General features: G+C 64.9%; 26 protein-coding genes. 9 read left to right on the forward strand and 17 right to left on the reverse strand.

What is annotated here, in order from left to right; translation table 11 throughout:
• Nucleotides 1–14: 14 nt before the first annotated feature.
• Nucleotides 15–911, forward strand: coding sequence for a LysR family transcriptional regulator (locus ACWW1C_RS19465; protein WP_455979914.1), 897 nt, complete (start codon nt 15–17; stop codon nt 909–911).
• Here ACWW1C_RS19465 and ACWW1C_RS19470 read toward each other — a convergent pair.
• From ACWW1C_RS19470 to ACWW1C_RS19495, 6 genes are all read right to left on the reverse strand, one after another.
• The gene (locus tag ACWW1C_RS19470; protein WP_455979915.1) at nt 908–2,137 is read right to left on the reverse strand and encodes a M20 family metallopeptidase; all 1,230 of its coding nucleotides are present in this window, start codon (nt 2,135–2,137) and stop codon (nt 908–910) included. The two genes, ACWW1C_RS19465 and ACWW1C_RS19470, sit on opposite strands and share 4 nt — an antisense overlap.
• Nucleotides 2,134–3,090: an asparaginase gene (locus ACWW1C_RS19475; protein WP_455979916.1), complete on the reverse strand. Its 957-nt coding sequence runs from the start codon at nt 3,088–3,090 to the stop codon at nt 2,134–2,136. The genes ACWW1C_RS19470 and ACWW1C_RS19475 overlap by 4 nt, the downstream gene beginning before the upstream one ends.
• Nucleotides 3,087–4,019, reverse strand: coding sequence for an ABC transporter substrate-binding protein (locus ACWW1C_RS19480; protein ID WP_455979917.1), 933 nt, complete (start codon nt 4,017–4,019; stop codon nt 3,087–3,089). The genes ACWW1C_RS19475 and ACWW1C_RS19480 overlap by 4 nt, the downstream gene beginning before the upstream one ends.
• 35 nt (nt 4,020–4,054) lie before the next feature.
• Nucleotides 4,055–4,843: an ABC transporter ATP-binding protein gene (locus tag ACWW1C_RS19485; RefSeq protein ID WP_455979918.1), complete on the reverse strand. Its 789-nt coding sequence runs from the start codon at nt 4,841–4,843 to the stop codon at nt 4,055–4,057.
• Nucleotides 4,840–5,664, reverse strand: coding sequence for an ABC transporter permease (locus tag ACWW1C_RS19490; RefSeq protein WP_455979919.1), 825 nt, complete (start codon nt 5,662–5,664; stop codon nt 4,840–4,842). Before ACWW1C_RS19490 ends, ACWW1C_RS19485 begins: the two co-directional genes overlap by 4 nt.
• 245 nt (nt 5,665–5,909) lie before the next feature.
• Nucleotides 5,910–6,512, reverse strand: a complete 603-nt coding sequence (locus ACWW1C_RS19495) for a TetR/AcrR family transcriptional regulator (protein WP_455979920.1) — start codon at nt 6,510–6,512, stop codon at nt 5,910–5,912.
• Nucleotides 6,513–6,612: 100 nt separating this feature from the next.
• On the opposite strand from ACWW1C_RS19495, the gene ACWW1C_RS19500 reads away from it, so the two are divergent.
• From ACWW1C_RS19500 to ACWW1C_RS19520, 5 genes are all read left to right on the forward strand, one after another.
• Nucleotides 6,613–7,509, forward strand: coding sequence for a metal-dependent hydrolase (locus ACWW1C_RS19500; RefSeq protein ID WP_455979921.1), 897 nt, complete (start codon nt 6,613–6,615; stop codon nt 7,507–7,509).
• Nucleotides 7,506–8,591 (forward strand): PDR/VanB family oxidoreductase, encoded by a 1,086-nt coding sequence (locus ACWW1C_RS19505; protein ID WP_455979922.1) that lies wholly within the window; start codon nt 7,506–7,508, stop codon nt 8,589–8,591. The genes ACWW1C_RS19500 and ACWW1C_RS19505 overlap by 4 nt, the downstream gene beginning before the upstream one ends.
• A 30-nt stretch (nt 8,592–8,621) precedes the next feature.
• A complete protein-coding gene (locus ACWW1C_RS19510; RefSeq protein ID WP_455979923.1) occupies nt 8,622–10,139 on the forward strand; it encodes a flavin-containing monooxygenase in 1,518 nt (505 codons plus the stop codon).
• Entirely contained in the window at nt 10,136–10,975 is an 840-nt protein-coding gene (locus ACWW1C_RS19515) for a short-chain dehydrogenase/reductase (protein ID WP_455979924.1), read from the forward strand. Before ACWW1C_RS19510 ends, ACWW1C_RS19515 begins: the two co-directional genes overlap by 4 nt.
• A 78-nt stretch (nt 10,976–11,053) precedes the next feature.
• On the forward strand, nt 11,054–11,521 hold the full coding sequence (locus tag ACWW1C_RS19520) for an Abi-alpha family protein (protein ID WP_455984362.1): 468 nt from the start codon (nt 11,054–11,056) through the stop codon (nt 11,519–11,521).
• Between the two features lie 13 nt (nt 11,522–11,534).
• On the opposite strand, the gene ACWW1C_RS19525 is transcribed toward ACWW1C_RS19520, so the two are convergent.
• A complete protein-coding gene (locus ACWW1C_RS19525; RefSeq protein ID WP_455979925.1) occupies nt 11,535–12,152 on the reverse strand; it encodes a TetR/AcrR family transcriptional regulator in 618 nt (205 codons plus the stop codon).
• A 76-nt stretch (nt 12,153–12,228) separates the two neighbouring features.
• On the opposite strand from ACWW1C_RS19525, the gene ACWW1C_RS19530 reads away from it, so the two are divergent.
• The 3 genes from ACWW1C_RS19530 to ACWW1C_RS19540 all read left to right on the forward strand — a co-directional run bounded on the left by ACWW1C_RS19530 (nt 12,229) and on the right by ACWW1C_RS19540 (nt 16,632).
• Entirely contained in the window at nt 12,229–14,184 is a 1,956-nt protein-coding gene (locus ACWW1C_RS19530) for an AMP-dependent synthetase/ligase (RefSeq protein ID WP_455979926.1), read from the forward strand.
• Nucleotides 14,185–14,201: 17 nt separating this feature from the next.
• Nucleotides 14,202–15,341, forward strand: a complete 1,140-nt coding sequence (locus tag ACWW1C_RS19535; RefSeq protein ID WP_455979927.1) for an acyl-CoA dehydrogenase family protein — start codon at nt 14,202–14,204, stop codon at nt 15,339–15,341.
• Nucleotides 15,342–15,429: 88 nt separating this feature from the next.
• Nucleotides 15,430–16,632, forward strand: a complete 1,203-nt coding sequence (locus ACWW1C_RS19540; RefSeq protein WP_455979928.1) for a BTAD domain-containing putative transcriptional regulator — start codon at nt 15,430–15,432, stop codon at nt 16,630–16,632.
• Between the two features lie 7 nt (nt 16,633–16,639).
• On the opposite strand, the gene ACWW1C_RS19545 is transcribed toward ACWW1C_RS19540, so the two are convergent.
• The 10 genes from ACWW1C_RS19545 to ACWW1C_RS19590 are packed head-to-tail and all read right to left on the reverse strand — an operon-like array spanning nt 16,640 to nt 26,759.
• The gene (locus ACWW1C_RS19545) at nt 16,640–17,437 is read right to left on the reverse strand and encodes a hypothetical protein (RefSeq protein WP_455979929.1); all 798 of its coding nucleotides are present in this window, start codon (nt 17,435–17,437) and stop codon (nt 16,640–16,642) included.
• The gene (locus ACWW1C_RS19550; protein ID WP_455979930.1) at nt 17,427–18,050 is read right to left on the reverse strand and encodes an Mce protein; all 624 of its coding nucleotides are present in this window, start codon (nt 18,048–18,050) and stop codon (nt 17,427–17,429) included. The genes ACWW1C_RS19545 and ACWW1C_RS19550 overlap by 11 nt, the downstream gene beginning before the upstream one ends.
• Nucleotides 18,047–18,688 carry an Mce protein gene (locus ACWW1C_RS19555; protein WP_455979931.1) on the reverse strand — a complete coding sequence of 214 codons (642 nt, stop codon included), beginning with the start codon at nt 18,686–18,688 and terminating at the stop codon, nt 18,047–18,049. The genes ACWW1C_RS19550 and ACWW1C_RS19555 overlap by 4 nt, the downstream gene beginning before the upstream one ends.
• A 25-nt stretch (nt 18,689–18,713) precedes the next feature.
• The gene (locus tag ACWW1C_RS19560; RefSeq protein ID WP_455979932.1) at nt 18,714–19,976 is read right to left on the reverse strand and encodes an MlaD family protein; all 1,263 of its coding nucleotides are present in this window, start codon (nt 19,974–19,976) and stop codon (nt 18,714–18,716) included.
• Nucleotides 19,973–21,088 carry an MlaD family protein gene (locus tag ACWW1C_RS19565; RefSeq protein ID WP_455979933.1) on the reverse strand — a complete coding sequence of 372 codons (1,116 nt, stop codon included), beginning with the start codon at nt 21,086–21,088 and terminating at the stop codon, nt 19,973–19,975. The genes ACWW1C_RS19560 and ACWW1C_RS19565 overlap by 4 nt, the downstream gene beginning before the upstream one ends.
• Nucleotides 21,085–22,281 (reverse strand): MCE family protein, encoded by a 1,197-nt coding sequence (locus ACWW1C_RS19570; protein ID WP_455979934.1) that lies wholly within the window; start codon nt 22,279–22,281, stop codon nt 21,085–21,087. The genes ACWW1C_RS19565 and ACWW1C_RS19570 overlap by 4 nt, the downstream gene beginning before the upstream one ends.
• Nucleotides 22,278–23,342 (reverse strand): MCE family protein, encoded by a 1,065-nt coding sequence (locus ACWW1C_RS19575; RefSeq protein WP_455979935.1) that lies wholly within the window; start codon nt 23,340–23,342, stop codon nt 22,278–22,280. The genes ACWW1C_RS19570 and ACWW1C_RS19575 overlap by 4 nt, the downstream gene beginning before the upstream one ends.
• Nucleotides 23,339–24,388 carry an MlaD family protein gene (locus ACWW1C_RS19580; RefSeq protein WP_455979936.1) on the reverse strand — a complete coding sequence of 350 codons (1,050 nt, stop codon included), beginning with the start codon at nt 24,386–24,388 and terminating at the stop codon, nt 23,339–23,341. The genes ACWW1C_RS19575 and ACWW1C_RS19580 overlap by 4 nt, the downstream gene beginning before the upstream one ends.
• Nucleotides 24,385–25,902, reverse strand: a complete 1,518-nt coding sequence (locus ACWW1C_RS19585) for an MlaD family protein (protein WP_455979937.1) — start codon at nt 25,900–25,902, stop codon at nt 24,385–24,387. The genes ACWW1C_RS19580 and ACWW1C_RS19585 overlap by 4 nt, the downstream gene beginning before the upstream one ends.
• Entirely contained in the window at nt 25,902–26,759 is an 858-nt protein-coding gene (locus ACWW1C_RS19590; RefSeq protein WP_455979938.1) for an MlaE family ABC transporter permease, read from the reverse strand. Before ACWW1C_RS19590 ends, ACWW1C_RS19585 begins: the two co-directional genes overlap by 1 nt.

Raw genomic sequence — 26,759 nt, forward strand, 5'->3', positions numbered from 1 at the left:
GAAAGTGAAGAGTAATGAATCTGCAGCAGCTCCATTACGTGGTCGCCCTGGCCGAAGCCAAGAGCTTCACCAAAGCGGCCGAGACTTCCTTCGTCGTGCAGTCGGCGCTCAGCCAGCAGGTGCGGAAATTCGAGGAAGAGCTCGGCGTCACCCTCTTTGAGCGCACCACCCGGGCCGTCTCGCTCACTCCGGCCGGTGAGGCGCTCCTGCCGCTGTTGCACCAGGTGGTCGCCGGCATCGACCAGATCAAAGTCGACGCCCAGGCACTCAGCGGCACCGTCACCGGCCGTCTCACCGTCGGAATGATGGAGGTCCCGTCCGAAAGTCTCGACGTCGCAACGCTGATGGCGACCTTCCACTCCCGTTACCCCGACGTCAGCGTGACCCTGCGAAGCGGCGGAAGCGACGTGCTGCTGACCGCCACCCGCGACCGCAAGCTGGACGCGGCCATCGTCGGCTCCAACGTCTCCAGGGCCGCTGATCAGTTGAGCTTCACGCATTTGTTCACCGAGTCGCTGATCGCGATGATCCCCCACGCCCATCCGCTGGCCGGCCGCCGGTCGGTATCGGTCACCGAGCTCGCGGCATTGCCGTTCATCGACTTTCCGCCCGGATACGGCCTTCGCCACGAAACCGACCGTGGCTTCGCCGAGGTACCGCGCCGGGTCGCGTTCGAGGTCACCCGCGTCGACGAGGTCGTCCAGTTCGTTCGTCAGAACCTCGGGGTGGCACTGCTTCCCGAATCGGTGGCCCGCACGCGCGCCGACACCGACCCGACGCTCGCGCTGCGCCCCGTCACCGGCGTCGAGATGCAGCGCCAGGTCCATCTCGTGGCACCCCGAGCGCACCTGCGCTCGGCGGCATGCCAGGCGTTCATCGCCTGCGTCCATGACCATCTGGCATCGCACTAAGTGACGTTGGTGTCCGAAAGATATTCCCGCACCGCGGCTTCGAGAACCTCCACCGCCGTGACCATGGTGTCGATGCTGATGCTCTCGTCGTAGACCGCCCAGCCGTCGTCGCCGGGACCGAAGGTCACCGCCGGAATCCCGACGTGGCGAAAGCGGATGGTGTCGTTGAATGCCGGCTTGGTGTAGGTACGGACGTCGTCCCCGGTGACGCTGCGGTACGCGCCGGTGATCGCGGCGACGAGCCGGTCGTCACTCGCCAGCGGCACGGTGCCGGCGACGAACGTCGGGCCGGGCGCGAAATCAACGTCGACCTCGATGCCGGCCGGCGCGGCCGCCGTCAGCCGCCGGTGAAATTCTTCGAGCAGCCGGCCTGCGACGACGTCCGGACCGATGTTGACCGCTGCGAGGCGCGCGGTCGCCCGCAATGGCGTGAACTGCGCCATGCCGGCCTCCCCCGCGTTCAGCCCCACCACCGAAACAGGCCAGTCCCCAACCGGATTCGCCGTGATGCCGGCCAGGAACTCGGCCAGAAACAGCGCCGGGTTGACACCCGTGTCGGGGCGCCAGATGTGGCTGGACCGCCCGCGAGCGGTGATATCGAGGAGCGCGTGGCCGGTCTGGGCGACAGCCAGGGCGATGCCGCCCCGCCCGTCCCGCGTCCACGCGGTGGGTTCGACCGTGATGGACGCATCCGGCCGCAACCCATGCTCGTCGACCAGGTACTTGGAACCTTCGATGCCGTTGCGTTCCTCGTCGACGGTCAGGACCACCAGCAGTGTCCCGCGCTGTGGCGGGTCGTCGACGATGCGCTTGGCCGCAGTCAGGAGCGCCGCCAGGTTTGCGCGGGTGTCGGAGGTGCCGCGCGCGTAGATCCGGCCATCCAATTCGACTGCGGTATAAGGCTTCCCGCCGCAAACCCGCCAGCGACTCGGCGGACCGGACGGATACGTGTCCAGATGGTCGTTGAGCATGAGAGTGGGCCCGGCACCAAAGCGCTTGGTCGCCACCACGTTCGGCCGCTGCGGGGTACGCCCCACCAGCTCGACGGTGAAACCCCACTCGCGCAGCAGCTCGCCCACCGGGCGTGCGATCCGCTCCTCTTCCGGCGGCCGGCTCGGGCCGTCGAGGCTGTTCTCACACCACGGCTGTCCTACCGCCACCAGACGGGTGGTGAGTTCGACGAGTTCGCGACGGTCCACGGCGGAACCGACGACAGAGCCTGTCACGGTCGAATCTCGCTGTCGATCAGCGACCGCAGCCCCTCGTTGTCACGGCCCTGCGCCAGCCCGAGCGTCACCAGCAGCCGCGCGCGATGTGGCGAGATCCCGGCGGCCAGTTGCGCGCCGTACTCGACGAGACCGGCCACGCCGCCGGGATAGCCATAAACCGGAGCGGCGCGGCCGTCCGCTGCCCGCGTGGTGAGTACGACGAGCCGGCCGCCATCGATGAGTTCCTCCACTGCCGCAGCCTGTTTCGGCGGCAGATTGCCGGCGCCGTTCGCCGCGACCACCAGCGCCCGCTGCCCGTCCCCGGCGGCACGCACCAGTGAGCCATCATCGCCCAGCGCGGCCAGCACCACGGGCACGGGCCGGATCTGACCGGTCGGGTCGCCGTGGCTCTTGCGCCGCGCCAGGGACCGGTGCCAACGGACCTGACCGCCGACGACGTAGCCGATCGGCCCACGCCCCGGCGCGTCGAACGCGTCACGGACCACACCCGAAACCTTCACGGCCTCACGGCCATCGAAAATCTTGCCGGCGAAGACGACCACCGGGTCGACGTCCGCGCCGGACGACGCCACCGCCAGCGCGTCGGCCAGGTTGGCGCGCCCGTCACTGTCGGGTCGGGTTCCCAGGATCATCGAGCCGGTGACCACCACTGGCACCGACCAGTTTTCGCGATACGAGAGCCAGGCCGCGACCTCCTCGATGGAATCGGTGCCCGTGGTCACGACAATGCCGTCAGCTCCGTCGGCGACGAGCTCCCGTGCCCTGCCGACCAGGCGTTCCAGCAGGTCGAAGTCGACCTCGGATCCACCCACCAAGGCGAGGCTCTCGGCACCGGCAAAACCGGCAACCGTCTCCGAGAGCTCGACCGCGCCGGTGACCGGCACCGCGCCATGAGCAGTGTGGTGCATCGAAATGGTGCCGCCCAAGCCGAGAAGATATGCGCCGCTCATGAATTACTCTCCGTCACGAAAGATCCCGCGATGACGCTCTGGTAGTCCGGGATGCGCTGATCGGCGGGGATGCGACCGATGCTCTGCGCCCATCGGGCCCGGTCGGCGAGATCGCCTGCAAGCTCGGGGCCGAGGTGCGTTTGGTACACGAACTCCGAGGAGACCTGGTTGATCAGGTTGTTGTCCAGTCCGGTGGCTTTCGCGACCGCGGCGAGCGCCGCCGGATCCTTAACGGACAGCGGCGCATCCGCGTTTCGGATCGCTGCGACGAATTTGCCGATTGCCTGCTTCTTCGACGCGAGCACGTCGTCGTTGGCGAGATAGAGGCTGTGCTGGTTGTATTTCTGCTTGCCCTGCAACTCGATTGCGTCGGCACCCAGAGCCTGAACCGCTTTGGCCAGCGCCGGCTGGAAGACCGCGATGGCGTCGACGTTGTGATTGGTGATCGCGGTGACGATCTCCGCCGGCCCGGTCTGTACGAGGTCGGCCTTGACATCCGCTTCGGTGAGGAACCTGCTCGCGAAGTAGTGCGCGCTGCTGCCCAACGGGACGGCGATCTTGCGGCCGGCCAGGTCAGCGATCGTGTTGATGCCCGCCGACCGGCGCGCGACGAACCGGCCTTCCGGCCAAATCGCCCCGTCCGCGAACACGCGCAGGTGCGGATTCTTCAGTGCCGCAGCCGATGTGGGCACGTCGCCACCAGTGGCCACGTCCACGGCGCCGCCGGCCAGGGCCTCCAGCGCTGCTGCGCCGGTCGGGAACGGGACGATCTTGACGTTGACCCCATGCTGTTTGAAGTATCCGAGATCGTTGGCCACCGGTACCTGCGCCCACGACGGATCGACCACCCATGCCAGGGTGAGGGCGTCCGGACCGGCGTCCTTGCTACGCGAATTGCTGCAGCTGACCACCGCCAGAACTGCAAGCACGGCAACGACTATCGTCGCAATCTTCCGAGGTGTGTTCATCCGTGTTCTCCCGAGATAATGGCCGACTGCTGCCCGTGCAGCAGGTCGTGTAACCGACGGCGCAGTGCCGCGTATTCGTCGAACTCACCGAGACGGCTCGCGGGCCGAGGTCGCGGCAGAGGGTTGCTGAGGTGGTCGGCGATGGCGCCGGTCTGATCCATCACGACAATGGCGGATGCGATGCGGATCGCCTCGTCGACATCGTGGGTGACGAAGACGACCGTCGGCCGGGTGCGCTCCCACAGTTCGACCACCAGGTCCTGCATCTGCTGCCGGGTCAGGGCGTCGAGCGCGCCAAAAGGCTCGTCCATCAACAGCACTCGTGGACTGTTCGCCAGGGCACGGGCTATTCCGATGCGCTGCCGCATCCCTCCCGACAGTTCATACGGGCGCTTGGCGATGACTTCCGGCGCCAGCCCGACCGCGCTGACCAACTCGGCGATCCGGTCCCGCCGCGCTAGCCGCGGCACCTTGGCCGCGCGTAGTGCGAAGCCGATGTTGCTGCCGACCGAGGCCCAGGGAAACAGGACATCGCGCTGGAACACCACGCCACGCTCACGCCCCGGGCCCGTGACTCGTTCACCGCCGAAGGTCACGGAACCCGTTGTGGGCCGGACGAATCCGGCGATGACGTTGAGCAGGGTCGACTTGCCACAGCCCGACGGTCCGAGGACCGCCAGGAACGCCCCGGAGTCGATGGTGAGGTCAAGGCCGTCCACGACAGCGCGGTCCGAGCCGGGGTACCGCACGGTCAACGAACTGACCGCGATGTCGCCGGCCGTCACGACTGTTCCTTGGCCCAGCGGACGGCGCGGCGCGTCGCCTGGTGGAACAGCTGATCAGCGAGGGCACCGACGAGGCCCAAGGCGGCCAGGCACACGAACAGACGGTCGGGCTGACTGAACAGCCGCGCCTGGTCGAGCCGGAACCCGAGACCCTCTGTGACACCGGATTGCTCGGCCGCAACGATCAGTATCAGGGACGTCGCGATGCCCTGTCGCAGACCCGTCAGCACGGACGGCAACGCACCTGGCAGTACCACGGTGGTGAACGTCAACAACTTTGATGCACCCAAAGATGCCGCGACCCGTAAGTAGTCGTCGCGGGTGGCGGCGATGCCGGCGTGCGTGTTCACCCATACCGGGAAGAAGACGCCGAGGCTCGTGAGAAAGAGCTTGGATTCCTCGCCGATACCGAACCACAGAATCGCCAACGGCACCAACGCAATCGCGGGAATGGGCCGCACGATCTGGATCACCGGTTCCAGGATGCCCCGAGCGATACGCGATCTGCCCGTGAGGGTGCCCAGCACGACGGCGATCACCGATCCGACGACAAAACCCTGCAGCGCTCGCCGAAAGCTCGCGGCAGCATCAGCGAACAACGTTCCGTCGCTGTACATCTCAGCCGCCGCGTGCACCACCGCCGCGGGCGCGGGTAGCAGCCGGTCGGAATAGAGTTCCAGCCGCACCGCGGCGTCCCACCCGACCACCACGGCTGTCAGGCTCAGGACCGGCAATGCCGCCAATAGTGCGGTGCGGGAAATGTCGCGGCGGGGTCGTGCGGCGACCACCGAAGCCGGCAGCCGAGCTGCTGCTGTGGGCACGCCGCTCGAACGGAGCGCGCCAGAACCACGTGCGGGTGCCGATACCATCCATCTTCCCTTGCAGGCCTGCGTAACGGCCCGCAACGTAACACCGGCGTCGACGGGATCCGGTGCCCCGAAGGTGTGAAAGGGGCGTCGTCGCCACCGACGGATCGCCGGCCAAATCGGCTCCCAACTGCGGTAATTCGGCAGCTGTCACGCCGTCGGGGCGCGTTTCGATCCTTCTGATCCGATGGTTCGCGGCACTACGGTGTCGGCGTTGACGCAATCGGCAGGAGGTTCTGCCGGGCGAATTGTTCGATCTGCTCGTAGGTCTCCAGTGGTGCCAACACGGTCGGCGTGAGCAGGATCGAATGGGTGATGCGGACAAGGATTTCGGCTCGTGCCAGGAGTGCGGGTTCCGGGACCGCCGCAACATCCGGGCCGCGGAGCACTTCGGCGGTCGCCGCGACCGCCCCGGCCAGCAGCGGAGTGCCTTCGAGGGTCAGCCGAGGCAGCACCGTGTCGGGCTCGATGTCGAGCAGCCTGTTCCACACGGCATTCGTGCGCACGGTCTCGATCGTCGTGGCGAAACTGTGGACCACTCGATCGGGAAAATTGTCTGTGCGTGCCGCGGCTGCGCGCACCGCTTCGAACAGTTTCTGGGACTCGCGGATGAGTACGGCGGTGACAATCTCGCTCTTGCCGCCGACTCGTCGGTAGATCGTGACCCGGCCCAGACCCGCGCGTTGGGCGATTTCATCGACGGTCGCCCGCCGGATTCCGATCTTGGAGAAGACGTCCAACGCGGCGTCGAGGATCTCTTCGACGCCCTCGTCGCGCGAGGTGTCGAGAGCGAAGAGATCCATGTGCACGCACCTGACCATAGTCGACACTGCAACATTGAAACAATTGTATGTATTGTGTTTCACTGTAGCACGAAGGACTCAGAGTCGAGGAAGGCGTGTGATGGCGAGCAAAAAACCGGGACGAGTGGTGCGCGAGTACAACGACGAGGCACTGGCGATCAACGCCCGCCACGTCCACTTCGATTGGTCCGGCGTCCCGTTGGAGTACATCCCGGGCGAGGCGTACGCCACTCATTTCTGGAACGTGATGCACCTGGTCTTGCCGGAAGGCGAGCGGGCCATGGCCGATGTCTTCGGTCAGGCCCTGCCATACATCGATGACGAGCGCCTCAAAGAGGAAGTCATCGGATTCGTCGGACAGGAGGCGACGCATGCAGCTTCGCATGAGGGCTTTCGAAACTATCTGCGCGCACACGGTGTCGAGGTCGGCGTGGTGCTGCGTCGCATCGAGTTCGCGGTAGAGAAGATCTTCGGTGACCACGGGATCACCGGCCCCGCGCGCAAGGCGTGGTTGAGCGAGCGCCTCGGGGTTTACGCAGCGGCAGAGCATTTCACCGCTGTCATCGGTGAGTGGCTGTTGGACAACGAGGCCTTCGATCGGGCGGGCATCGACCCGACGATGCTCGACTTGCTGCGATGGCACGGCGCTGAGGAACTCGAACATCGCAATGTCGCGTTCGACGCCTACCAGTACGTCGACGGTGGCTACGCCCGCCGCGCACGCACGGCCATCATCGCGTGTTCGGGCCTTGCGCTCCTTTGGTTTTCGACGGCATCGTATCTCTACGGCAACGACTCAACGGTGCAACGTCGACGGCCGTGGCCCTTCGAGTACATCCGGGCCGCCCGCCATGGATTGGTGCCCGGAGTCTCCTTCTTGTTCTCGCAGATGTACTTCTATCTGCGCCCCGGGTTTCACCCGTCGGCGATGGGCGACATCAGCAAGGCGGTGCGTTACCTGGCGACATCGCCCGCGGCGCAGGCGGCGCACGCATGACCGAGCTCCTCGACGAGACCACAGCTGTCGACGACCCGACCCCCGCGCTCAAGGCCATGGCGCAGTTGGCCCGTGGCTATTCGCGGCTGTTCACCGAGAGCCGGATCGCAGACCGCTTGTCACCTGTCCGCCCGGTACGCCGGGCAGGATACGACGCGCGGCTCGAAGTTGTTGCTGTGGAACGCGTAGCTGACGACGTCGTCAGTCTGACCTTGAGCCGGCCCGACCGCACACCGCTCCCCCGATGGACGCCGGGCGCGCACATTGATGTGTTCACCCCGACCGGCCGGCAACGGCATTACTCACTGATGGGTGACCGATTCGATCCCGTCCACTATCGGATCGCCGTGCGGCAGATTCCCGAGGGCTCGGGTTCGGCCGAACTGCATCGCGTCCGGGTCGGCGAGACGCTTCGCGTGCGGGGTCCTCGCAACGCGTTCAGCCTTGCCCCCGCTGACGAGTACGTGTTCATCGCCGGTGGGATCGGCATCACACCGATCCTGCCGATGGTGCGTGAGGCAGCATCCGGCCCGTCCCCCTGGCGCCTCGTGTACACGGGACGTTCGCACTCGTCGATGCCGTTCATCGACGAGCTCACCGAACTCGGGCACGACCGGGTTCTGATCCGGCCCGACGACCAGTACGGCACACCAGATCTGGCTGAATTGTGCGCGGCCGCTTCGTCCCGTACGGCGTTCTATGTGTGTGGCCCTCCCGCCATGATCGAAAAGGCGCGAGGTGTCGCCACCGCCGCGGCCGAGGCCGGCGGCACCGCGGAATTCCACAGCGAACGCTTCAGTGCCGCACCGATCGTCGATGGCAGAGCATTCACAGTGCAGCTCACCGAATCGGGCGTCGCAGTCGACGTCGCCGCCGACGAGTCTGCGCTCGCTGCGATCCGTCGTGTCAAACCGGATGTGCAGTACTCGTGCCAGCAGGGTTTCTGCGGAGCATGCCGCGTGCGACTGGTGGACGGCGTTGTCGAGCACCGGGACCGGGTGCTGACTCCCGATCAGCACCGCGACTCGATGATGATCTGCGTCTCCCGCGCCCAGGGTGACTCGATCGCCGTCGCGCTCTAGTCATCCACCGGCACCCGACAAGGACACACCATGACCAACCCCACCCACACCCACGTCCACACGGTGATCATCGGCGCCGGATTCGGCGGGATCGGCGCAGCAATGCGACTGAAAGATTCCGGCGACAGCGACTTTCTCGTGTTCGAGCGGGCCACCGATATCGGCGGCACCTGGCAGGCAAACACCTACCCCGGTGCGCAATGCGATATCCCGTCGGTGCTGTATTCGTACTCCTTTGCGCCGAACCCTGACTGGACCCGCCTCTACCCGCTTCAGCGAGAACTGAAGTCGTACATCGAAAGATGCGTCGATGAGAGCGGCATCCGACCGCACATCCGGCTCGGGCACGAGGTGACCGACGCCTCGTGGGACGACCTGGCCCAGGTGTGGCAGATAGCCGCGGGCGGTCACCATTTCACCGCCACCGTTCTGGTCGTCGCCACCGGACCGTTCAGCGAGCCGTCGATACCCAACCTCCCAGGGCTGGAGAACTTCTCGGGCCCGGCATTCCACTCAGCGCAGTGGCGCCACGACGTCGACCTACGTGGAAAGGCCATCGGTGTCATCGGGACGGGCGCTTCGGCCGTGCAATTCATCCCACAGATTCAGCCTGACGCCGCCAAACTGGTTGTGTTCCAACGAACCCCCACCTGGATCCTCCCCCACCCAGATCGGCCGGTCGGGTCCGCTCTGCGGTCCGTGTTCCGGACGGCCCCACTCGTCCAGCGCGTAGCGCGCTCGGCAGTCAGCCTGGTCCAGGAAGCGATGGTGCCCGGTCTGGTCCACCTCCCCGCGCTGCTGCAGCCCATGGCGACCGTCGGGATGTGGCATCTCCGCCGACAGGTTCGCGACGAGATCCTCCGGAACAAACTGACACCGCAGTACGCGTTCGGATGCAAACGACCGACGTTCTCCAACACCTACTACCCCGCGCTCGCGGCGGACAACACCGTCGTGGAAACCTCGGCGATCTGGCGCGTCACCGCGGACGGGATCGAAACCGCCGAAGGGAACCACCATCGTCTCGACGCCATCGTTTTCGGAACCGGGTTCAAACTTGCCCACAACGAAGGCTTCACCCGGATCCGTGGCCGAGATGGTCGCAGCCTCGCCGAGGTGTGGGCCGGCGGAGAGATGAAGGCGCACTTGGGCACCGTCATTCCGGGCTTTCCGAATTTGTTCATGATTCTCGGCCCGAACTCGGTCGTCTACACGTCGCAGATCGTGACGATCGAAGCACAGCTCGACTTCGTGCTCGACGCGATCGCGCAGATGCGACGCCGCCAGATCCGCAGCATCGACGTGTCGGACCAAGCCCTCGACCACTTTGTCGAGCACGTCGACCGGCGTCTCGCCGACTCGGTGTGGAACTCCGGTGGTTGCCAGAGTTACTACTTGAGCCCGTCGGGCCGCAACTACACCTTCTGGCCCGGCTTCGTCTTCACATTCCGGAAACGAATGCGCCGAATCCGCCTCGCGGAGTTCGATATCCGGTATGCGACCGCACCAACCGAGTGCGCCGACGCCGAGTTGGTGGTCGGACGATGACCGCACGTCCAGCGATGAATCTATCTGGCGCAGTGGTTTTCATCACCGGCGCCGCCCAAGGCATCGGCTTTGAAGCAGCCTCGCGTTTCGTTGCCGCAGGATCGCGGGTTGCGCTCGTCGATATCGACAGAGAGCAACTCGCCGAGGCCCAGGCGCTTCTGGGAAACGACACCGTGGGGATCGTCGCCGACGTGCGCGATGCCGAAGCCTTGACCGCCGCGGCCGCCCAGGTCGTGCGCACCTGGGGACGCATTGACGTGGTGGTCGCCAACGCCGGCGTCACGCCGCCGCCGGCGACCATACGCACGATCGAACCCGATGCATTCCAACGGGTTATCGACATCAACCTGCTCGGTGCGGTGCACACGGTGCGCGCCACAACAGAACACGTCATCGCGAGCCGCGGACACATTCAGCTCATCGGGTCATGCGCCGCGTTCGCCCCGGGCATGGGCGGTGCGGCGTACATGATCAGCAAGGCCGGCGTCGAGCAGCTCGGGCGAGCGTTGCGGATCGAGCTCGCCACCCACCACGTCACGGTCGGAATCTCGTACTTCGGCATCGTCGACACCGCGCTGGCGCGGACCACACTCGATGACGACCCGGTGGGCCAACGAATCGGCGAACTGTTGCCCTGGCCGCTGAACAAACGTATCGACGCCGGGGACGCCGCCGCAGCCATTGTCGACGCCGTCAGCCGGCGCACAGCCAGTAGCACGGTGCCACGAGCATGGATTCCCTACGCCTGGCTTCGCGGTGTCATCAACGTGATTCTCGACCAGCAACTCGCGGCCAACCCGACGGTGGCCGGCATCATTCGACAACTGGAGCAATGACACAGAAACCCAACCGATAGAACCGCTTTCGAGAAGAAGGATGAAACGATGCAGTTGAATGCTGCCCTTCACACCAAGATGACCGGGCTGCTGGACCGCTCGCTTGAACAGAGCACGTGCCAGACCCGATTGGAGCTCTACAGTCGTATCGTGGACCAGCTTGTTGCCGACGAGGCACGGATTCTCCGTGCACTGTCAGACGGCACCCCGTCGCCGCTGATCAACGTCTATTCGCAGTCTCGGTGGTGGTCGTTGCCGCGAGCAGTTCTCACCAACACGTGTCTCGTCGGCCACACCGCGGGCGTGACGTTGCCGACCATGGTGCCAACCTATGTCGCAAACCTGTTGCAGCTCGGTTTGGTCGAAATCGGACCCCGCGCAGTCGAATCCGAACCCGGCTACGAGGTGCTCATGGCGGAACCGAACGTCCAGCGCGCCATTGCCGATGCACAGGAGGCGCGGCATTCAGCTCGGGTGGAACGGCTCAGCCTGCGCCTGTCCGTCCTGGGGCGCGAGCTGTGGGCGACAACGATGGGCGAGAGGTAAGGCACTCCTCCCGCTACGCGGGCCACAACGCGTTCCGCCAGAGGGCTGACACCGCGTCCGTAGCGCGCTCGAGTTGGTCAGATTGTCCGGCGCCGCGCCCGGGCGCACACCCGGTGACCGTCGCGGCGGTCAAGACCCGCACCAGCGCAGGCACATCGGCCGAGATCGGTTGGGCGCCTCGACGTACTTCGTCCGACACAATCGCCGTGATACGGCGGGCGATCGCCTCCTCGACGTCAGCGACGATGTCGGCGATCTCGGGTTCACACCCTGCAGATGCGCGAGACGACGCCCATACCGGATCGTCAGCCGCCAGGGCAGCACGGATACCTGCGATGACGCGTGCGATCAATGCCGGCGTGGATTCCCCGGCTATCCGCAACGCGAACAACTTATCGAGCATCGCGGCAGTGGTTCGTCCATGCAGTAGTTCCGCCAGGGCGGAGTACTTGGATTCGAAATAGAAATAGAACGCGGTTCGAGTGACGCCGGCCTGCCGAGTGATCGCCTGCACCGAAACCTCAGAAATCGGGTTCTGATCCAGCAGTACGCGCAACGCCGTCAAGATCGCCGTACGGGCATGATCACCCCGGTTGGTGGGGCGAGTGCCATCGGCAGCAGGCGCGCCCACCGGACAATATGCGCCGCTCGATTGACGTCGAGTCGTCAACATCACGGCTCTCTTTCTGTCGAGGAAGGCATTTCACGTGACACGGCGTGCGTCGAACGATGTTTTCGCGCGCGACCACGCCATCGATGCGATTGAAACAATCATACGCAATATGTTCTACTGTTTCAGTCTAGCCGTAGCGGCAGCACCGTCCATGCGCGGCGCACCGCAACGCAACGCCCGGCCCGCAAGCGGTCCGGACCCCATGGGCAGTGCTGCGAGAAGGGTTGTGATGAGCGAAAGTCTGTGCGCACATTTCCAACGGCGCGTTACCGAGCTCGGAGACGCCGCGGCGATTTGCCGCGCCGACGGTACGGTGGCTTTGACGTGGTCGCAGTACGGCGAACAGGTTCGGCTGGTGGCCGCGGGGCTGGCGGCGCGGGGTGTGCGGCGCGGTGATGTGGTTGCGATGATGCTCACCAACCGCACCGAGTTCCACGTCGTCGACGCGGCCGTGATGCACCTTGGCGCGGTTGGCTTTTCGGTGTACAACACCAGCGCCACGGCGCAGATCACGTACTTGTTCGAAAATGCCAGGCCGGCAGTCGTCATCACCGAAGCGCAATATCTGGAGAAGGTGCTCGCTGCCGCGTCAGGCACGGGTGTGCGCCTGGTCGTCTCGGTCGATGAATCACGCGACGGTGTGCCCACGCTCGACGCGGTAAGTGATGGTGGTGCTGATGATTTCGACTTCGACGCCACCTGGAAGGCGGTTCAGCGCGACGACATCGTCACCCTCATCTACACCAGCGGGACCACGGGACACCCCAAAGGCGTAGAACTGACACACGGCAACCTGCTGTACCAGCTCGAGGTGATTCCAAGTGTGGTCGGCAATCTGACCAGAGGTCGCGTGCTGTCCTATCTGCCGGATGCACACCTGATAAATCGATGGATCGGCCAGTACGCGCCGATGTACTTCGGCATCACGGTCACCGATGTCGATGACCCGAAGCAACTGATCGACGTGTTGGGCCGAGTGCACCCGACGTTCTTCGTCGCGGTACCGATGCTCTGGTACAAGATTCGGGCTCGAATCGAGGCACTCATCGCGGAGCAGACCGGACCTGCGGGCGCGCTCGCGCGGTGGGCTCTGGCCGCCGGCAAGAAGAAGGCGGCAGTCACGCTGGCCGGCGGTCGATTGGGGCTGTTGGACGAGGCGGCGGCCGTCGCGGCAGATGCGTTGGTGCTGTCGAAGATTCGCTCGCGCCTCGGGATGGATCAATTGACCGCCGCGGTGTCGGGCGCAGCGCCCATCGACGTCACCGTACTCGAGTTCATGCTGGCGATCGGCGTGCCGGTGCTGGAAGCGTGGGGCATGTCGGAGACGTCGGCGGTCACGACCGTGAACCCGAGGGACCGGCTCAAACTGGGCACGGTGGGTAAACCCATCCCGGGCACGCAGATCAGACTGGCTGCCGACGGCGAGATTCTGGTCCGCGGGTGCGGAGTGATGCGCGGATACCACCGCGATCCCACCCGCACTGCGGAGATTCTTGACGCCGATGGCTGGATCCACACGGGTGACATCGGCTCGATTGACGGCGAGGGATATCTGCGCGTCGTCGACCGGAAGAAGGAGTTGATCATCAACTCCGGTGGAAAGAACATGTCTCCCAGTAACATCGAGGGAGCATTGAAAGCGGCCAACCCCCTGATCGGCGCGGTGGCCGCGATCGGCGACAACCGTCCGCACATCGCAGCGCTGATCACACTCGACCCCGATGCGGCTGCGGAATTCGCTTCCCGACACGGATTCGGCGTCACCACTGTCGAGGAACTGGTCGATCACGAGGCGACACAGCAAGCCGTCTCTGATGCGGTGGCGTTGGCGAACACCCGCCTGTCCCGGGTGGAACAGATTCGCAGCTGGAAAGTACTGCCGCACTACTGGATTCCCGGCGGGGATGAGTTGACGCCGACGCTCAAGCTGCGCCGCGCACCCATCGCCGAAAAGTACGCAGCGCAGATCGACGCGCTGTACACGCGTTGAACGAGAGGAACAAGACGGTGACCCAAGCATCGACGACCGAACTGGCGGACCTGTCCGGTTTGGCCCGCGACTTCTTCACCAAAGAAGTCGCACCACGCCACGAGGAGTTCGCCGCCGCCGGAGAGCCTGACCGTGCGTTGTATCGACGTGCCGGCGACCTGGGGCTGCTACTGATGTCGATATCGGAGGAATTCGGCGGTGGTGGAGCAACTTTCGCGCACGAGGCAGTGCTCTTTCGGGAACAGGCCTACGCCGGTGATCTGTCCATGCAGTTGGGCGTGCACGCGGGCATCGTCCCGCATTACTTGAACGCCTACGCCAGCCCCGAACAGAAGCTGCGGTGGCTACCCAAACTCGCTGCCGGTGAATGGATCGGTGCGATCGCCATGACCGAGCCCGGTACCGGTTCGGATCTGCAGGCCATTTCGACACGGGCGGTCCGAGTGGGAGACGAATACGTGATCTCCGGCGCGAAGACGTTCATCTCGAACGGTGCGACATGCGACCTCATCATCATCGCAGCCAAGACCGATCCGCAGCAGGGTGCGGCCGGGTTGTCGCTGTTCGCCGCCGAGGTCGACGACGACACTCCAGGGTTCCAACGCGGGCGCAAGTTGAAGAAGATCGGCCAGAAAGGCCAGGACACCACAGAACTGTTCTTCGACGAACCGCGCATACCCGCCGAAAACCTGCTCGGTGGCGTCGAGGGCCGCGGCTTTGTCCAGCTCATGCAACAGTTGCCACAGGAACGGCTGATCGTCGGTGTCGCCGCGTTGGGAGCTGTCGAAGCCGCGTACGACCACACTCTGGCCTACGTCAAAGAGCGCCACGTCTTCGGTAAACCTCTTTTCGCTCTGCAGAACACGCGTTTCGAGCTGGCCGAGATCGTCACCGTGATCGACGTCATGCGTACGTTCGTCGACGACGCGATTCAACGTCATGTTCGCGGCGAGCTCGACGTCAAGCGCGCCGCGCAAGTCAAACTCTGGTGCTCCGACCAACAGACACAGATCGTCGACCGTTGCCTGCAACTACATGGCGGCTACGGATACATGGAGGAGTACCCCATCTCCCGCCTGTTCGTCGACAGCCGGATCTCACGGATCTACGCCGGCGCCAACGAAGTCATGAAAGACCTCATCGCCCGTCACCTCTAGCCCGGCTGATTCGGCCGCCCTGGACCAGCAGGGTATGGAACGCTCTACCCGTGCGATTGGGTAGCTTCGGCCAAGTGACGAGCAACTGATGGGTGGCAACGCACCGTCGCCGCCTGCGTCCCGGCGCGGCGGAGCCGAACCCGAAATCCAGTTCGGCGTGCTGGGTCCACTGCAGGTGACCATCGGGTCCACACCGATTCAGGTGGGTACGCCGAAACAGCGGGCGGTACTCGCCATGTTGATCACAAACGCCAACCGCGCGGTCAGTGCCGCTGACATGATCACGGCCATTTGGGAGGACGAACCGCCGGCCGCCGCGCGCATCTCGGTGAGTGCGTACGTATCGAATTTGCGACGCATCATCACCGAGGCGGGCGTCGACGCCCGCGCCCTCGTGTCGACCGCACCCCACGGCTACCGGCTCGAAATCACTCCCGTACAAAGTGATCTGGCCCGATTCGCCACCGAGCAGCAGGCCGGGATCAGCGCCGTGGCCGCCGGACGCTTCGAATCGGCCAGCACGCATCTCACCGCTGCACTGGGTCACTGGCGCGGCCCCGTCCTCGACGACCTTCGCGAGTTCGCTTTCGCCGATACGTTGCGCAACGAGTTGACCGAGGACAAAATTCTGGCGCACACGGCGCGTGCCCAGGCCGAAATCGCCTGTGGCCGGGCTCATACCGTCGTTCGGGAGCTCGAAACTCTGGTCGGTGAACATCCCTACCGCGAGCCGCTGTGGGCTCAACTGATCACGGCGTATTACCTCACCGACCGGCAATCCGATGCACTGGCTACCTATCACCGGCTCAAAACAGCGTTGTCAGACGACCTCGGCATCGACCCCGCGCCGGCACTGCGCACCTTGTATGAACAGGTCCTGCGCCAGGAACCGCTCGACATACAAAGAAATGCCCAGGCCGCCGCCCAAACGATCATCGCCTTCGAACCCGACGTGACCACCCTGTCAAGCGATGTCACCGCGGTGCTGCGGGACGGGCACGATCACGTTCATCGACTCAAGGGATCAGCCACCCGCATCGGGCGGCACCCCGACAACGACCTCGTCGTATCCGACGACAAGGTGAGCCGGCACCACGCCGTGATCAACAACGCCGACACCACGCACATCATCACCGACCTCGGTTCCGCCAACGGAGTTCACGTCAATGGCGAACGGGTCCGCGCCACAGCTGAGCTCCACGACGGCGACACCATTCGAATCGGCAGCCAGGTATTCATCTTCCAGACGTACCCGCCCGCGAAGGCCCCGGGCGACAGCCGGGGGAACTGACCTGGCCTCAGCCGCCGTACTGCGGCTTCAACTGACCCGCCAGCGCCGCCAGCGGAATGTTGGCGACGACAGTGCCGCCGTCCATGGACCAGACGCGCTGTCCCGGCGGCGTCGGGTCTTCGCGCATCATCGGCTGATCCGGCATGTACAGCCGCAGCGAGTCGCCGGTCAGCGCGAAGGCCCGGTAATTACCCGAGTAGCCCGGGCCCGCGCTGTCGGGCTGGAACTCCGGCACGGTGAACGGGTAGGTGCCCGGCGTGTGCGGCGGGGGCACCGCGTCGAGAATGGGCGGCAAGACCGTCGCCGCAGCGGCCGAAACTGCTTGATTGGCATTGACTCCCGGCCGGAACAGGTCGGGTAGGTAGAGCCTGCGTCCGGCGTTCATGTCGAACACGAACGATCGGTAGGCGTTGTTGGCCTGGATGCCGAACGGCTCGAAGATCTCATGCACCACCACCGACTGCACGCCGCCGGGGCCACCGATGATCTCGTAATCAGATCTGGCGCTGCTGTCCCGTGGCGTGGTGTTGCCGGTGCTCCGCCACCCGTTGAACAACCGGGTGTAGTAGTCACGCAGGACCGGCCCGGCCGTCGGGTTGTCGATCAGCTCAACCGGCACCCGCAGGGACAGCAGCATTTCCGCTTCGCGCTGGGACTTGACCACCGCGGTGCAGGCGCCACCGTCCCAGACCGCGCCGAGCTGGGCGCAGAAGCTGTCGACCGCTGCGTGGGCAGCCGGGATGCCGGTGAGGCAGCCCACCGTGGCGGCTGCGGCGGCGAGCGCCGCACGGACCTTAGTTGCCACGCTTACCGCCCGCTCCGGCGAGCATCACGTCGGCAGCGAGCCATCGATCCCCCACCTTTCGCATTGTCATGGACACGCTCACATAGTCGGTTTTCTTGTCTTTCACCGCAGCGCTGGTGACGTCCTGCTTCACCGTCAGCAGCACGTCCACGTCGTCGCCGCGGACCGCTTTGACCGCGGCATCGTCGACGGTGCCGGTGGTGGTGACCTTGTTGTCGATCAACATCTTTCGCATCGTCGCCGCGGCTTTGGCGTAGGTGTCCTTGAACGTGCCCGTGGCACCGCCGAGGACATCGGCGAAGTTCTTGTCGATGGTGGTCAAGTCGGTTGTGGTCAGGATGACGGCATAGCTGCGTGCCGCAGTCAGCGCCTCCGCGGCCTCGGCGTCGCGCTGATGCTGGCTGTACACCAGCGCCCACGCCGTGCCGGCCGCGGCCGACAGCGCAATGATCACGACGGCCACCGCCCAGCACAGGCTGCGCCGGACGGTATACGTCTTGGGTGCCTTGGGAACTGCCGGCACGGACGGCTCGACGTCGGCCGTCTCCGTTTCGTCGATGTCGACCTCGGTGACGTCGGTGACCTCGGCGATCTCAGTTTCCTTGTCGCTCACAGGATGTCGACCTTGCTCGCGAGCCAGCGGTCGCCGCTGCGCTCCATGGTCATGTCGATGCGATTGCGGTCGATGCGCGGGCTCGGGTTGTTCGCGTTGGTGATCGACTGGTCCACGAACAACAGCACCTCTACCTTGTCGGGCGTCGCCGACTTCACCGCCGCCGCCACGACGATGCCCGTCCCGGACGCCTTGTTGTCGATCAGCACCTGCCGCAACTGGTTCGCGCCCTGACTGTAGGCATCCTTGAACTCACCGGTGGCGCCGTCGAGCGACTTGCGGTAGTTCTCGTCGATGTTCTTGGCATCCAGCGTGGTCAGCACCACGGCATAGTCTTTGGCGGCCTGTAGCGCGGCGTCACTGGCCGCGTTGATGCGGTACTGCTCGTACTGCCGCCAGCCCAGAAACCCCAGCGCCGCAACCAACACCGCGAACAGCAACGCGCACACCGACGCAGCCAGGCCGACCCGCCGTTTCGATGTCGCGGCCGATTCCGTGGCCTCGGCGGCCGCGTCTGCCTCCGTCACCTCGGCGCCCTCGGCATCAGCCTCGACCGCCGAATCGGTCGCCTCGGCGGCATCAGTCTCCGTGTCCTGCACCTGCTCGAAGACGTCGGCATTGGCAGTTCGTTTACTCATCACTTCTCGCGTATCTCGTGGCCCGTCAGTTCGGCAGAGGCACCGGCATGACTGGACCGCCGTAGGGGGTGTCAATGGTGTAGCCCGGGTAGTGCGGGGTCTTGTCGGTCACCGCATGCGGGTCGTATCCCGGCGGCGGACCGGCCGTGTCGTCGCCCGGCGGCCGTGGCGCGTTGCGCGCACCACGAACCAACAGCGACGGATCCTGATCAGCACAGTACGTGTACTTGTACGGCTCGGGGAAACTTGCATCCGATGGCGGGTGCCGTGGCAGGTCGTAGTCGCAGCGGTACTTGGGGTAGATGTCACCGAGGGCCCAGATTCCACCGTCATGGACCATGGCGGAGAACCGGTCGATGAACGAGTCGCGGTCCGGCCGCCAGATGTATTGCAGCGCCGGAATGCGCTGATAGATGATCTGCGACACCGTGGTCAGGTTCCCGAGGATCTGCACCACGTTCTGCCGGTTGTCGGCGATCAGGTTGTCCAGCGTGGCCAACTGCGGCTCGCCGCGGTCGACCAGCGTGCGGAAGCCACCGTCCATCCTGTTCACGCCGCCGAGCACCGCTTCCAGGCTGTTGGTCGTCGCTTGCAGACCCGGTCGGACGTCGGCGACAGTGCCGAACACCACCCGCGTGCTGCGGATCATGCTGGTGGTCTCCGGCAGCACCGAGTCGACCGTGTTCGCGAGCAAGCTGGCACCGTCGAGAATCGCGGCGAGCTTGCGCGGGCCGTCCTTGGTCACGTGCAGCTCGTTGAACATCTTGCCGAGCTTGTCGGCATCCAGTTGCGCCAACGCACCGCGGCTGTGGTCGATGATGTGCGGCAAAGTCACCGGGATACTGGCCTGCTTGCCCGAAATGATCGCGCCGTCAGACAGATACGGTCCACCACCCTGGTCCGGCCGGAAGTCCAGGTACTGCTCGCCAGCCGCCGACAGGCCCGATACCCGCACCGGCGAGTCTTTCGGGATCCGGGCCGATTTGTCGATGGTGGCGACCGCCTCCACACCGTTGCCCGTGAGGTTGACGGCCGAGACGCGGCCGATCGGAATGCCGCGCAAGGTGACGTCCTGATTGGCCAGCAGCCCACCGGATTCCGGCAGCATGATCCGGATGGCCATGGTGCGGTGGAAGGGGTTGAACCGCAGGCCGTCGATGGCGATATAGGCAAAGGCCACCACCGCGGTGAGCGCCAGCCCAACCAGGGCGAGCAGCACCTTGCGGCTGGCCACCGCTTTGATGACGCGAATCACCAGCGCGAGAACGGAATTCAACATGCCGATCATGGGCGGTCAGCCCCGTTGACTCGACCGACAATCATGTTCCACTCGTACCGCAGGCTGCCGATCATCAGATGCCAGTCAGTGCCATCAGGTCCGTGGATGCCGGGGTCTCCCGCGTAGTTCTTGTCCGGCAGGGCTCCGATCGCGATCTTCTCGACGGATGCACGTCCATGCAGCGCAGCCGAATTCGTGGACTTGACCACAACGCCGATCAGTCGGTTGAACGCGGTCAACGTGATGTTCGGGTCCAACGCGATGTCATTGGAGACCTGCGACAACTTATTGATGTCGGCGATGAAGCTGCGAGTATCGGTGCCCTGCATCGACGGGAACTTCGCCAGCTGCCGGGTGATCCTGGCCACGTTGTCGACCACATCCATGATCTGCGTGGTGTTGTCGGAGATCACCGACAGCGCCGGCGCTCCGGCCGACAATGCCGAGTCGATGGTCTGCTGATGGACCGCCACTTCCGCGGCCATGTTCGAGGTGCTGCGCAATGTCGCGTCCAACTGCGCCGAGCGCGCCGACATCTTGCCCAGGAACTGGTTGGTCTCCGAGATCAACCCGGCCAGCTTCTCACCGCGTCCACCGACCACCCTGCCGGCACCGTTGACATCGGTGGTCAGCGCCCGAACGGCACCACCGTTGACCAACATCGCCAGTGAATTGAGGAGTTCTTCGACCGTCGGCGCCGACGCCGTGTCCGCCAGCGGGATCGTGTCACCGTTGTGCAGCACCGCCCCACCGTCCGCCTTGTCGCTGGGCGGCCGAATCTGCAGGAACACATCCCCCAACGGCGTGGCGGAACGCAGTTCAGCGGTACTTCCCACCGGCAGCGGCACATCCTTGCGGATCCGCATACCCACCTTCGCGGTGAAGTCATCGGCCTCGATCGACGTGACTTCACCGATATCCGCGCCGTACAAACGTACTTTCGCCTTCGACGGCAGATTCAGCGCATCGGTGAATACGGCATTCAACGAGTACGTCGGCCCACCCGATCCCGGGGAAGGCAACGGCACACTGTCGAGGCCCGCGGCGCAACCGGTCATCAGCAGAACACCGCTGAGGACACCGGCACACCGCATACCGCGCGGCACAAAAGTCAGGCTCATCGGGTCGGCCCTCCCTGCGCAGGCACTGCGGGCACCGGCTTGGGCGTCGCAGCTCCAGGTTTGGGCGGTTCGCCCTGACCAGACGGACCGATGCCGTTGCCCATCAGGTCCAACATCGCCCCCAAGCCATAATCGGGCCCATAGTCCTGCAATGTGCCTGTCGCACAACCCAGTTGCTTGAGGCCCATGAGATTGCAAATTTCCTTGTTCAGGTTGTTGTTCGCAATCACCTTGTCGGTCAAGAGATGGACGCGGATGCTACCGCCGACCGGGTCCAGCACGTTGTACAAGTTATCGAGCGTCAGTGGCAGCACATCAATGGTTTCCGTCAGCTCACGCTTGTTTTCGGCCAGCGATTTGGTCATCGTGTCCAGGTCACCGAATGCGCCCTTGAGCTGATCACGGTGCCGATTCAGCAGATCGCTCACCTGCTGCAGGATCTCGTTCGCCTTTGCGCCGGTGCGACCAGATCCCAAGTTCTGGTCCGCGAGGATGTCGCTGAGTTGGTGCACGTTCGCGCCGAATGTGCGAATGGCCGCATCGTTGTCGGCGGCCGACTGTGTCAAATCCGAGACACTGCGAATGATCTGCTGAAGGTTCTTCTGTGTCTGCGCACCACCGTCAGGGCCGACCTTGAGCGCCTCGGACAATTTGGTCAGCGTGGACTTGATCTGGGCGCTGTTGCCCGCCGAGATTTGGGAGCCCAGATTGACGAGATCACCCAGCGGGCCGCCACCATTCGCGTCACCGCGCAGGGCGGTCCCGAGCTTGTCGATCATGGCCAAGGTTCGGTCGAATTCGACGGGGGTCCTGGTGTTCCCCAACCCGATCAGGTCACCGTCGCGGAGCTTGGGCCCACCACGGTACGGCGGGGTCAACTCGACGTGACGGTCGGTGAGGATCGAGGCGGAAACGGTCGCTGCGACGACGTCGCTCGGTACGGGGACCTTCCGATCGATGTCCATGGTGACCTCGACATAGCCACCCTTGTTCTCCACCGTGTCGACCTTGCCGACCTGCATTCCCAGCACCGACACCGCGTTGCCGGGATACAGCCCAACGGCGTCCTCGAAGTGTGCCGTCACCCTGATGTCGCGGTGCCAGAATCGCGGCACCATGACAGCCGCCGTCGTCACCAACGCCACCACCGCGACAACGGCAACCGCGGCAATTATCAAGGTGCGCTTACTCATTTGCAGTCCTTGAAGTATTCGACGATGTTGAACTGCCGGGCCCGGCCGCTGATCGCGCACATCCAGGAATCCACCATGAGACCGCCGGACAGCTGGACGTCCGCGGCATTCCCGCTACCCAGGATGTTGGCGAAATCGCGCGCCGCCACAGGCGCGTTCTGCAGGATGTTGCGCACCAGCGCGTCGTGATCGGCCAGCATCTTGGCGAAGTCGTGCAGGCTGTTGATCAACGCGTCGAGTTGCGGCTCATCGGCCAGAATCGTGTGCGCCCGATCAGCCAGCAAGGTCACTCCGTCGAGCAGGCGCTGGACTGCCGCCCGCCGCGTCGTGATCTCGCCGAGAACCTGGTTGCCCTGCAGCACCAAGGCACCCAGGTCGGCCTTCTGCCGGTGCAACAGCGCCGTGATGGTGTCGGCGTTGGTGATCAGCGTGCCCAGCTGATCGCGACGCGACTGGATCACGCCGGCCAGCGAATTCAGGTTGGTCAGCGCCTGCGGCAGCGCGTCGGGCAGGCCCTGCAGGCTGGCGCTCATGACTCGCACCGACTCGGCGATCCGGTCGGCGTCGAGCGGAGCCAGGGTGCTGGTCGCGCCCTCCAGCGTCTTCTGCAGGTCATACGGCACTTCAGTGTGACTCAACTTTATTGTGTTGCTTCGCAATTCACCGGGGCCGGCGGGGGCGAGTTCCAGATATCGAGAACCGAGAATGGTGGTCAGCTTGATCGCCGCATGCGTCTCGGTACCCAGCCGCACGTTCTTGTCGGCCTTGAAGGTGACCACCACGTGGTCGCCGGCCAAGGCGACGTCCTGTACCTCGCCGACGTTGATACCCGCGATCGTCACCGCATTTCCCGACTTGATGGCTGCGGCCTGGGCGAACTCGGCGGTGTACTGCTTCCTGCCGAAGTCGAGCACGCTGATCAGCACAACCGTCAGAACCATCGCGACGATCACTGTCAGACCGATGACGCCGAGCCAGAACTTGTTGTAGTCCTCCAGAACTCGCTGCCGGCCGCCCGGGATGTTCGCCGGGCGGAGCGGGCCGCCGAACATGCCGCTCATCGGCACACCGCCGTGTGCCACACTTCGTTGCCATTACCCGGGGTGGCGGCGATGACGAAATTCTGGAACCACTGCTTCAGGCCGCGCCACAGCGCGAAGTCGACATCGCACGGGTACGCGTTCAGGTAGGTGCCGTCCTGTGTCATTCGGCTCAGCCCCTTCAAGAGCAAGGGCACGTTGGCCATCATGTAGCCGAACCGGGCCTTGCCATCCGTGGTGCTGTACTTCAAGAATCCGGGGTCGCGGGCGATGAACTCCTGCATGTTCGGAGTGATCGCATTGACGATGGTCGACAGCCGATTCACATTCGCGGTAATCGACCCCACCGAAGCGAGCAGCTCCTGGCGCCGGGCGTTGAACGACGCGATCGACGCCGACGTCTGGCTCAGCATGGTCTCCAGATTCGCGCTCTGGTGCGCCAGCGTTGTCATGAGCTTGTCGAGGTTGGCGATCAAATCTCCCAGTGCCGCATCCGGACCCGCGAGGGTCTGCGTCAACACCGAGGCCTGCGTGGTCAACGTCAGGAGCGATCCCTGGTTGCCCTGGAAAGCCTGGATGATGGCGCCCGTCAGGTTGTCCACCTGCTTCGGGTCCAACTCGGTGAACAGCGGCTCGAAACCGTTGAGCATGTAAGAGATATCGAAGGACGGATTGGTCCGATTCTCCGGAATCTGTGCGCCTGCCGGCAGTTTCCGCTTTTCTCCCTCGCCCTGGCTGAGGCCGACGTAGCGCTGCCCGATGATGTTCTGGTAGGTCACCGAGGCCAACGTGTTGGTGTAGAGGGTCTGGTTGCTGTGCACCTGGAAGGTGACCTTCGCCCGGTAGTCGGATGTCAGGTCGATCTTGTCGACGCGGCCCACCCGAACGCCTGCGACCCGGACGTCATCGCCCTCGGCCAGCCCCGAAACATCCTTGAACATGGCCGAGTAGGTCGTGGTCGGCCCGGCGATGTTGCGCTGCAAGGTGGCGAACACCATCCAGGTCACGGCGACCGAGAACACCAGGAACAAGGTGAGAAAGACGACGGTGCTGCGTTTCAGTTTCATCGCTGCCCCTCCGGAATCGGAGTGACCTGTATGTCTTGCCCGCGCGCAACCGGGCCCAGCAACAGCTGGGTGGCGGATGTGGCTGGGCCACCGACGATCTTGCTCAACTGATCCTTCTCGACATCGCTGCCAACCGGACCGACTGTTCCGCCGAACAGCGGCGCAGATTGCTGCTGAATCTGTGCTTGCGCACCGACTTCCGCGGGCAACGGTGGCCCCGCGGGTGCGGGCACGGCTTGCGGCCCGGGCGCGGGCGCGCCCTGGGGCGCCGGCGGCGCATCGGGGTCCGGCGGCCCGGGAAAGTCGGGCACGATCGGCACCGAGAACCGCGGCGGAGCGGTGTTGGGGTAGTTCTCGGGAACCCAGGCGGGCGGGGCCATACCCATGGACGCCAGCCCTGGTTTGAGGTCAGGTGCCGTCGGCGTTTCCGGCGCAGTTCGGCAGCTCGGCCCCTCCAGCGCGCCGTACCGCGGGCAGTCTGCCCGGGTGTACTGCCGGGACGGATTCATCGAGATGACCGCCTTCACGGTCAACATGTTGGTCTCCGGGTTCCACGCCTCGTCGTAAGCCTTGTTGGCCAGCGCCTGCAAGCGTGTCGAAATACCGTGGAACTCGCCGGCATGATCTGCGATGACACCCAGCCCTGGTGTCAGGCCGGTGCTGACCTGGATCATCCGGTCGGTCTGATGGTCGAACGCATCACCAAGGGTCCCAGTGGTATTCAATCCGCCGTTGAGGAAATTGGTCAGCTGCGAACGCTTTTCGGCAAAGGTCCGCATCGGCCGGACGGAGCTGTCCAGCGCGGCGAACAGATCCGGTGACACGGTCCGCAGGCTCTCGGAGGCGGCTTTGAGCGCCGACAACGTCGTCGGGCCGGTGTCGTCGGACTTCACCACCGAATTCAGTTGCCGCATGATCTCATTCACGTCGTGCCCGGCGTCGGTGAGCTTCTGCCCACGCCCGTGCGTGGCCTCCGAGATGGCGGCGAAGACACCGACGTTGTTGGCATCGGGTGACTGACCGACGGCCTTGAGCAGCTGCCGCAGCTTGGCCAATACGTTCTGGAACAGCACCGTGGGCAGGGTCTGGTCTTCCATGACGACGTCGCCGCTCCGGATGGGCCGCGCGCCGTTGCCGTTCTGCACGAGCTGCACGGCCGACACGGCAAAGAGGTTTGCCGGCACCACCCGGGCTGTCACGTTGTCGGGGATTTGTGGCGCGAACTGCGGCTGGATGTTGACGTGCACCACGTTCGGCGAACCATGCTGCGAGGGCGTCACGCCCGACACCATGCCAACAATCACGCCGCGGAACTTGACGTCGGAGCGCTCCGGCAAGCCGTCGCCGATGTTGACGAGCTTGAGGTCCACGCGGATGAAATCATCGAGCTTGCCTTGGGATTTGACCACCATCAGCACCGCGGCGATCGCGGCGATCACGCCGAAGCACAGACCGATGACGCCCAGCTTGCGGTTGCTCGAACCCCGCGGGTCATGATCGAACGAGTTGGCCATCAGCCACCGAACCTTGCGCCGCTGATGACGCCCCACAGCGCCATGGTGAGGAGCATGTTGACGATCATCACGACGGTGACGCTGCCGCGCATCGCCCGGCCCGCCGCGACGCCGACACCGGCCGGACCACCAGAAGCGAAGTAGCCGTAGTAGCACTGCATCGTCGAGGAGATGAACACGAACACCACCGCTTTGATGGTCGCGAACAACACGTCCCGGCCTTCGAGGAACAGGCCGAAGTAGTGCAGGTAGGTGCCCGTGGACTGACCGGCCACCACACTGACCAGCTGGCACGACAGATAAGCCAGTGCCAGCGACGCCAGGAAGAGCGGCACCACAGCGATGATCGAGGCCACCACCCGCGTTGCCACGAGATAGGCCACCGAGTTGATACCGAGGGTGTCCAGGGCGTCGATCTCATCGTTGATTCGCATGGCACCCAGCTGCGCGGTGAACCGGCAGCCGGCCTGGGCGATGAAGGCCATCGCGATCATCGCCGGCGCCAGTTCTCGGGTGGTGGCGAACGACGAGACCAGACCGGTGGCCGGCCCCAAACCCAACAGGTTCAACGCGTTGTAGCCCTCGATCGCGACTAGCGCGCCGGCGGTAACGCCCAGCACCCCAGCCACATTCAGGGTGCCGCCGCCGACCACGATCGAGCCGTTGCCCCACGTGATGTCGGACAGCAACCGCAGTAGTTCCTTGCGGTACCGCACCCACATCGTGGGCATGGCCAGCACGACCTTGCCGAAGAACTCGATCATGTGGCCGGTACGCCCGGCCGCCTTCAGCAGCCCGTTGCCGACCGCGGTGACCGGCCGCAGCAGCTGCGGGGTGAATGTTGAGGGAGCGGCCAT

This window comes from Mycobacterium sp. HM-7 (genome assembly GCF_053852335.1).

Bases quoted from the DNA above. Each gene is read 5' to 3' on its own strand.
- ACWW1C_RS19505 (WP_455979922.1), top strand. From the start codon at position 7,506: ATGACCGAGCTCCTCGACGAGACCACAGCTGTCGACGACCCGACCCCC.
- ACWW1C_RS19520 (WP_455984362.1), top strand. From the start codon at position 11,054: ATGACCGGGCTGCTGGACCGCTCGCTTGAACAGAGCACGTGCCAGACC.
- ACWW1C_RS19575 (WP_455979935.1), bottom strand. From the start codon at position 23,342: ATGAGCGGCATGTTCGGCGGCCCGCTCCGCCCGGCGAACATCCCGGGC.
- ACWW1C_RS19540 (WP_455979928.1), top strand. From the start codon at position 15,430: ATGGGTGGCAACGCACCGTCGCCGCCTGCGTCCCGGCGCGGCGGAGCC.
- ACWW1C_RS19515 (WP_455979924.1), top strand. From the start codon at position 10,136: ATGACCGCACGTCCAGCGATGAATCTATCTGGCGCAGTGGTTTTCATC.
- ACWW1C_RS19465 (WP_455979914.1), top strand. From the start codon at position 15: ATGAATCTGCAGCAGCTCCATTACGTGGTCGCCCTGGCCGAAGCCAAG.
- ACWW1C_RS19500 (WP_455979921.1), top strand. From the start codon at position 6,613: ATGGCGAGCAAAAAACCGGGACGAGTGGTGCGCGAGTACAACGACGAG.
- ACWW1C_RS19585 (WP_455979937.1), bottom strand. From the start codon at position 25,902: ATGGCCAACTCGTTCGATCATGACCCGCGGGGTTCGAGCAACCGCAAG.
- ACWW1C_RS19590 (WP_455979938.1), bottom strand. From the start codon at position 26,759: ATGGCCGCTCCCTCAACATTCACCCCGCAGCTGCTGCGGCCGGTCACC.
- ACWW1C_RS19495 (WP_455979920.1), bottom strand. From the start codon at position 6,512: ATGGATCTCTTCGCTCTCGACACCTCGCGCGACGAGGGCGTCGAAGAG.
- ACWW1C_RS19565 (WP_455979933.1), bottom strand. From the start codon at position 21,088: ATGAGCCTGACTTTTGTGCCGCGCGGTATGCGGTGTGCCGGTGTCCTC.
- ACWW1C_RS19560 (WP_455979932.1), bottom strand. From the start codon at position 19,976: ATGATCGGCATGTTGAATTCCGTTCTCGCGCTGGTGATTCGCGTCATC.
- ACWW1C_RS19555 (WP_455979931.1), bottom strand. From the start codon at position 18,688: ATGAGTAAACGAACTGCCAATGCCGACGTCTTCGAGCAGGTGCAGGAC.
- ACWW1C_RS19570 (WP_455979934.1), bottom strand. From the start codon at position 22,281: ATGAGTAAGCGCACCTTGATAATTGCCGCGGTTGCCGTTGTCGCGGTG.
- ACWW1C_RS19580 (WP_455979936.1), bottom strand. From the start codon at position 24,388: ATGAAACTGAAACGCAGCACCGTCGTCTTTCTCACCTTGTTCCTGGTG.
- ACWW1C_RS19475 (WP_455979916.1), bottom strand. From the start codon at position 3,090: ATGAGCGGCGCATATCTTCTCGGCTTGGGCGGCACCATTTCGATGCAC.
- ACWW1C_RS19510 (WP_455979923.1), top strand. From the start codon at position 8,622: ATGACCAACCCCACCCACACCCACGTCCACACGGTGATCATCGGCGCC.